A 1,523-nucleotide genomic window follows, 5' to 3' on the forward strand; every position below is an offset into this window, starting at 1 on the left:
GCACTGCGGTGCCGCCCCGCCGTTCGTGGTGCCGCGGGCGCGGGGTGGTGATGGCCCGAGCTGAACATCATTCATATGATGGCAAGTCAGTAACTATCAGCCGGTGCCACGATCCTCGGAGGGCGTCCCGGACCAGGGCGCGCCCAGGGGACCGGGCCGGCCCCCGGATCCGCTCCGGCCCCCTCGGGCTCGATTCAGGGAGAAGCATTGCGCGGCACCGTGCTCGCCGACCGCTACCGGCTGGTGGACTGGCTCGGCGGCGGGTCGATGGGCGACGTGTGGCTCGCCGAGGACGAGGTCCTGGGCCGCCGGGTGGCGGTCAAGGTGGTGAAGCCGGCCCTGCTGGACGAGCCTGGCTTCGCCGAGCGCTTCCACGCCGAGGCCCGCGTCATGGCCCGGCTGCGGCACCCGGGCATCGTCGGCGTGTACGACTACGGGCACAGCGGCGGCGACGGGGCCGGCGGCGACGGGCACGGCGACGGGCACGGCGGTGCGTACGGGCGGCGCCCGGTCGGCTACCTGGTGATGGAGCTGATCGACGGTCAGCCGCTGAGCGCCGTCCTGGAGCGGCGCGGAGCCCTGCCGGTGGCCGAGGCGCTGCGGCTGGCCCTCCAGGTGCTGGAGGCGCTGGAGGCCGCGCACGCGTCCGGGGTGGTCCACCAGGACATCAAACCCGCCAACCTGATGGTCAACGGCGACCGGACGGTGATCGCGGACTTCGGCATCGCCGGCCCCGCCTGCGACCCCCGGTTCACCGTACCCGGGGTGGTGCTGGGCACCGCCGCCTACCAGGCGCCGGAACAGGCCTCCACCGGGACGGTCACCGCCTCGGCGGACCTCTACGCGCTCGGCGTGGTCCTCTACGAGTGCCTCGCCGGTCGGCTCCCGTACGACGGGGAGACCGCCCTCGAACTGATCCTCAAGCACCTGGCGGAGCCCGTGCCGCCGCTGCCCGGGGACGTGCCCGCGCCGGTGCGGGCGGTGGTCGAGCGGGCGATGGCCAAGGACCCCGGCGAGCGCTGGCCCGACGCGGCGACGATGGCCGCGGCGCTGCGCCAGGCCCTCGCGGCGGGCGAGGCGGCGGTGTCGCCGTCGGGCCCGGAGCGGCCCGTCGCCCGGTCCGTCGCCCGGCGGATACCCCGGGCCGGGCGCCGCCTGCGGGCGCTGGCCGGGGTGACGGCACTGACGCTGCTCTGCGTGGCCGGGGCCGCCGGGGCGACGGTGGTACGGCCCGGCCGGGACGCCACGCCGCCCGGCGCCGCCGTCGCCGGGCCCGCGGCCGGGTCCGCGGTGGCAGGGGCCGCCGCCCTCGTCGAGGCCGGCCGCCCGCCCGCCGGACAGCCGTCCGCCCCCGCGCAGGCCCCCGTACCGTCGGGCGGACCGGGCACGGGCGAGAGCCCCGCGCCCGCCGCCGGGCCCGGACCGGCCACCGCCCCGCCGTACGCCACGTCCGCAGCCCCGCCGCCCGCGCCGGTCCCACGGGCGCCGGCAGCCCCGGGGCCCGCCGCCGCGGCGGGCCCGGG

At 78.7% G+C, this 1,523-nt stretch carries 1 protein-coding gene; it reads left to right on the forward strand.

Features of this window, described 5'->3' with window-relative positions; genetic code table 11:
* Window positions 1–207: 207 nt before the first annotated feature.
* On the forward strand, window positions 208–1,523 hold a 1,316-nt coding region (locus ACFRQN_RS40795), incomplete at its 3' end, for a serine/threonine-protein kinase (RefSeq protein ID WP_380745694.1).

This window comes from Kitasatospora sp. NPDC056800, from assembly GCF_042789775.1.
Taxonomy (GTDB): Bacteria; Actinomycetota; Actinomycetes; order Streptomycetales; family Streptomycetaceae; genus Kitasatospora.